Genomic DNA, 4614 nt, shown 5'->3' with positions numbered 1-4614 from the left:
TGTCATATGATAATGTCTCTTCCTTACCCCTTCTCCTAAAGATCTTGTATAACTCTTTTCCGCCAAACAGGTTCCTTTCTCATCATTTGCAATTAATATAAAGGATTAGGCATATTTTATCATAATCAAAAGATAAAAATAGAAAATAATTCATTGGTATCGCAGATTCAGATTATATGGCGTTGGCTATATGCTCCACAGTGAACCATCCTTGGCCGTTAGGTTGGTTAACATTGACGATAATTGGGAATTAAGTGCGGTGTCCCCGGAATTCAACAGGAATTACCTTCTTAATAAACATCGTCATGAATGCCTATGTTAAGTAGATAAATAATTTCACCTTCGGTCTTAAAAACTAATCTGTATTCATATGAAATACTTATAGCATGCAGTCCTTTAAGTTGACCGGTAAGACGATGGTTTTTTAATGATGGGTCTTGTGGGTTTTCCTGCAGAAGATTTAACCTTTCCTCTATATTGTCCTTCAATTCTGGATGCTTCTTAATAAATGCTTTATGTGCCCTTTTATAAATTGAAGTAGGGGCAAGTCTATATTTTATCATTTTCTATATCCCGCAGCATATCTTCTACTGAATCATAGGAATTCACCTTACCCTCTCTTACCTCTTTTAGGGACTGAAGTGTCTCAAGTTCAAATATCCTGCGTTTTACATCTAAGAGTTCCTCTTTTTCTTCCCTGATAGCCTCTTTTATCAGATTTCTTAATTCCTCTACAGACATCTCTGCAACCTTCATGAAATCACCTCCTATTCAATATATGAAAATAAATCCTGTACTCATCTTATGAAAATAAGCCATGTTTTGCAAGTATTTGCACGCAACGACTAAGAAGGTTGTGGTTGCTGAATTTAAGAAACAAAAAAAATATTGCCGGAGATTGAATTGATGTCAGCCTGAATATTTTTTGATCCTGCAGAAGCTTAATTTGGAAATCAAGGCATGACACCAATTATCTCTTTCAGACTATGGAACATTGGTCGTCTGCCCCACGGCGTACCAGCTTTGGCCGTTGGTCTGAGTAAGATTGACGATTATTGGGAATTAAGTGCGGTGTCCCCGGAATTTTAGTAATAGCATTAGGACAGGCTTATCTATTTACCCCCTTCTTTGAAAAAAACATCAAGTGCTGGAATGATAAAATGGAGAATTTATCTCCAGAAAGGGACTTCTTAGTCTGCTTCCTTCTGAGATTATAGAATTTAATCCTGTTTTCAAGCATTCTCCCCTTTCGCCGAGAATTGCTGAAAATTAAGGAGTTGAGTAAGCCGAAAAGGAAGGAAAATAGGGTGCAGAAGAAATAAAGAGAACCGTCCCCTTTAAGCCCTTGATATAATTCTCTCAAGAATTCTCTCTAATGCACTCATCTTTACAAAGTCACCGGCAATCTCATTAAGGGAAAAACGTGACAGTTCAACAAGATGGGAAAGTTCATCCTGAATGAGGGAGATTTTTCTTCTTACAAAGTCTTTATTGATCATTTTGATGTTATTTCTGTAAGGGCATCCATGATTAACCTTTGCCTCTTGTTGATTAAACAGGACTCAAGTTCACGAAGTCCTTTTGCATCAATATATTCACGAAAGGCAACGGATTTGAGTTCCAGATAATCCATCTCATACCCGAATAGAAGTTGTCCTCTGAAAGTAATCTCGTACCTTAGCAGGACATTGGCTTTATCGAGGTCTGCAAGGTCTATCTTCTCATAAGGTATATTGAGGATTGTACACAGACCGTCCAAAATCTGTGAGTATAGTTTAAAGTCGCTTGTTACTGATTTTATTCCACATAAAGATACAGCTATGTCATAATAAGAGTCTTCTCTCTGAAATTCCCGAAATTCATTGACTTGTGAACCAAATAAAACAATGAATCTGATCCCGTGCTGAGAAGAGAATTCTTCTAATTGAAATTTCTGCTCATCAGTAATTTTCATAGCCCAAGAATACAACATTAGCCAATTCTTAGCAAGGGCATTACTTTTCTAAATTTTAGTTCATTCAGGATTTAATATCCATGTCAGGGGGGCAGATAGCCGGTACTTATTGAAAAACCCCAAAGACCCTAAAAAATCTCCTTGACAGCTTATATCTTGAAAAGTAGAATGAAACTCGAATTTTCGGTTTTCATTTTGAGAATTACAGATACTGGAAAAATAAATTACCTTGTGTCATTATACATACCTGTATGGTGATAGACGATTAATCGCAAACTCAATCTATCAGGTTGCAGCTAATAGCATAATGGGGATAGCGATAATATCATATATAACGAGGTTACAGAAAGATGGGACCTGTAGTCTTACCTGCAAAACTCCTAACATCCCAATGAAACTTCAAATAGTTATAATTATTTTCCTTTGCATCGTCATGCAGGCAGCAAAGGCCTATAGCTTGCCGCAATTCCCAATAAGATTCGGCGACGGAATATTCGGCGAACATAATCATCACAATGAGGTCGAGGGAATGACAATGGATTGCCGTACCTGTCATATTAATCCAACAGGCGGGGGGATGAGAAATGACCACGGCTGGCAATTCTTGCTTGAAAATCTCCCTAAGAATAGGTTTGACGAGGAGGATGAAGGGACACTAAAAGAGGCAAGGCTCAATCGTATTATCGCCATCGGGACAGACCTGAGATTTGCCTATCTCCTATCCCAATCTGAATCTACATCAGCTTACAAGAATAGTTTTTTCCCAATGCAGGCTGACCTATATGCAGCGTTTATGCCTCATCGCAACTTTACCATATACTATCAGGATGGAATTCAGGGAAATAAGGAGTTCTTTGGACTTGTCCATACACTTCCTGCCAATGCCCATATCAAATTTGGAAAGTTTCTCCCGCCCTATGGTTTAAAATTAGATGACCACACCTCCTTTATTCGTGACAAACTCGGATTTGGCAATAACTTCGGTCAGGATTCCGAGGCCGGGCTTGAGGCCGGGTTCGCAAAAGGGCAGTGGTTCGGTAATGCAGCTATCTTCAATGGAACCCGAGGCGCACCGGATGATAACACTGCTAAGGCGATATCATGCACCGGCGGGGTCAAGACGCCTCTATTCTGGCTTGCAGGTTCTTTTTATAGCAACAAGACAGCGGGCTCAGCAGGAAAGAAAGATAATTACATCGGGGTATATACAGCCATACACTTCCGGCAACTTTCCATGTTAGGGGAGTGGGATTGGATATCTAAAGAAATGAGCGGGTCTTCAAAAACAAACGGTAATGTCGCCTATGCAGAGATTAGTGCTGACCTGATAAAAGGGGTGGCTGCAAAGGTCAAGTACGATTTCTATAACCCTGACCAGATTACATCACAAGATATTATACAACGAATTACCCTTGGAGTTGATTTATATCCATACCCTTTTTCAGAGGTCTTGATTCAGTACCGTAAGAATATTGAAGAATCTAACGTGACTCAAAACGATCAGTTTTTGATAATGGCACATCTATTCTACTAAAAATATAAGGAGAAACACAATGAAGCTATTTCAATACATCGGGATCTTTTGTTTATTAGCTGTCTCTTTATTGATAACAGGTTGCGGAGGTGCCGGTGGGGGTGGTAAAAGCAGCAGTGGAACAGCTACAACTATTTCGATCATTTCCGGAGCGTCTTCTGCCTGTATAACTGCGTATTTTCCAGACAGCGTCACTATCTTAGTCGGTGAGACCGTTACATGGAAAAATAATGATAGTGTTTCACATACCGTAACCAGTACAAGTGATAGCGGGCCGGCATGCACCGCAGGCGGCGGCTCAACTACCGGATCACCTTTAAACTCAGGTAATATAGCACCCAGCGGGACATTTTCTCACACATTTGACGTCGCAGGGACATACTATTACGTTTGCGCCATTTCCGGCCATAAGATGCGGGGAACGGTAATAGTGGAGTAATAGAGGAGCATATAGCAGAAGTTAAAGTTCAGGGGACATGTATTTAAAAAGAGAAGATACTATGCGCTCAGGTAAAGTGGACAGATTTATTTTCCCCGTACTTTCTATATCCTTATTTCTTTCTGCCGCATGCTGTCCGCCATCCACTTCAATAATAATACTGTTTTCAAAGCAAACAAAATCAACTATGTACTTATCTATAGGCTGTTGCCTTCTGAATTTCAATCCTTCCATCTGTTTCATCCTCAAGTGATTCCATAGCAATTGTTCCGCATCTGTAGGTCTTTTCCTGAGGGCTTTCCCCAATGTTGTTATCTTATCTCCCATAGAATCACCCCCACCCTATCCCTCCCCGTCAAGGGGGAGGGAATATTCTTTACCCACTCAAAATGAGAAAGAACCGCATTTTATTAAGAAGCATCCGGAATTGAAGGACAATATAGAGGAAAGGTTAAATCTTCTGCAGGAAAACCCACAAGACCCATCATTAAAAAACCATCATCTTACAGAACAACTTAAAGGACTGCATGCTATAAGTATTTCATATGAACCGCCATGAGCGGGGCGCTCACGTGCAGCCAGCGAAATGGCTGAGCTTATGGGTGAAAGTCCCATCCTGACAATTGTCCGTAGCGGTCAGGTAGTTATATCTGGCATATAGGGAGGTAACGAACTATATGAAAGCCC

At 40.1% G+C, this 4614-nt stretch carries 7 protein-coding genes; 2 read left to right on the top strand and 5 right to left on the bottom strand.

The window, feature by feature from the left end; all coding sequences use genetic code 11:
• Positions 1-290 precede the first annotated feature (290 nt).
• From HZA08_06125 to HZA08_06110, 4 genes are all read right to left on the bottom strand, one after another.
• Positions 291-563 carry a type II toxin-antitoxin system mRNA interferase toxin, RelE/StbE family gene (locus HZA08_06125; protein MBI5193003.1) on the bottom strand — a complete coding sequence of 91 codons (273 nt, stop codon included), beginning with the start codon at positions 561-563 and terminating at the stop codon, positions 291-293.
• Entirely contained in the window at positions 550-756 is a 207-nt protein-coding gene (locus tag HZA08_06120) for a hypothetical protein (GenBank protein ID MBI5193002.1), read from the bottom strand. The genes HZA08_06125 and HZA08_06120 overlap by 14 nt, the downstream gene beginning before the upstream one ends.
• Before the next feature lie 581 nt (positions 757-1337).
• Entirely contained in the window at positions 1338-1499 is a 162-nt protein-coding gene (locus HZA08_06115) for a hypothetical protein (protein ID MBI5193001.1), read from the bottom strand.
• Entirely contained in the window at positions 1496-1954 is a 459-nt protein-coding gene (locus tag HZA08_06110) for a nucleotidyltransferase domain-containing protein (GenBank protein ID MBI5193000.1), read from the bottom strand. The genes HZA08_06115 and HZA08_06110 overlap by 4 nt, the downstream gene beginning before the upstream one ends.
• 391 nt (positions 1955-2345) lie before the next feature.
• Between HZA08_06110 and HZA08_06105 the strand changes: the two genes are divergently transcribed.
• Together HZA08_06105 and HZA08_06100 are read left to right on the top strand one after the other, a co-directional pair.
• Complete coding sequence (locus HZA08_06105) at positions 2346-3488, top strand: hypothetical protein (GenBank protein ID MBI5192999.1); 1143 nt, start codon at positions 2346-2348, stop codon at positions 3486-3488.
• Positions 3489-3507: 19 nt separating this feature from the next.
• Positions 3508-3927, top strand: a complete 420-nt coding sequence (locus HZA08_06100) for a hypothetical protein (GenBank protein ID MBI5192998.1) — start codon at positions 3508-3510, stop codon at positions 3925-3927.
• Between the two features lie 21 nt (positions 3928-3948).
• Here HZA08_06100 and HZA08_06095 read toward each other — a convergent pair whose 3' ends face one another.
• Positions 3949-4254, bottom strand: a complete 306-nt coding sequence (locus tag HZA08_06095) for an endonuclease domain-containing protein (protein MBI5192997.1) — start codon at positions 4252-4254, stop codon at positions 3949-3951.
• Positions 4255-4614: the final 360 nt, after the last annotated feature.

It is taken from the genome of Nitrospirota bacterium (genome assembly GCA_016212215.1).
Classification (GTDB): Bacteria; Nitrospirota; 9FT-COMBO-42-15; order HDB-SIOI813; family HDB-SIOI813; genus JACRGV01.
The sequence above is the reverse complement of the archived record's forward strand: the minus strand, read 5'-3'. Positions and strand labels throughout refer to the sequence as shown.

What these genes read in the sequence shown, in the direction of transcription:
- HZA08_06115 (MBI5193001.1), bottom strand. Translation starts at nt 1,499, where the DNA reads ATGATCAATAAAGACTTTGTAAGAAGAAAAATCTCCCTCATTCAGGAT.
- HZA08_06125 (MBI5193003.1), bottom strand. Translation starts at nt 563, where the DNA reads ATGATAAAATATAGACTTGCCCCTACTTCAATTTATAAAAGGGCACAT.
- HZA08_06105 (MBI5192999.1), top strand. Translation starts at nt 2,346, where the DNA reads ATGAAACTTCAAATAGTTATAATTATTTTCCTTTGCATCGTCATGCAG.
- HZA08_06095 (MBI5192997.1), bottom strand. Translation starts at nt 4,254, where the DNA reads ATGGGAGATAAGATAACAACATTGGGGAAAGCCCTCAGGAAAAGACCT.
- HZA08_06110 (MBI5193000.1), bottom strand. Translation starts at nt 1,954, where the DNA reads ATGAAAATTACTGATGAGCAGAAATTTCAATTAGAAGAATTCTCTTCT.
- HZA08_06100 (MBI5192998.1), top strand. Translation starts at nt 3,508, where the DNA reads ATGAAGCTATTTCAATACATCGGGATCTTTTGTTTATTAGCTGTCTCT.
- HZA08_06120 (MBI5193002.1), bottom strand. Translation starts at nt 756, where the DNA reads ATGAAGGTTGCAGAGATGTCTGTAGAGGAATTAAGAAATCTGATAAAA.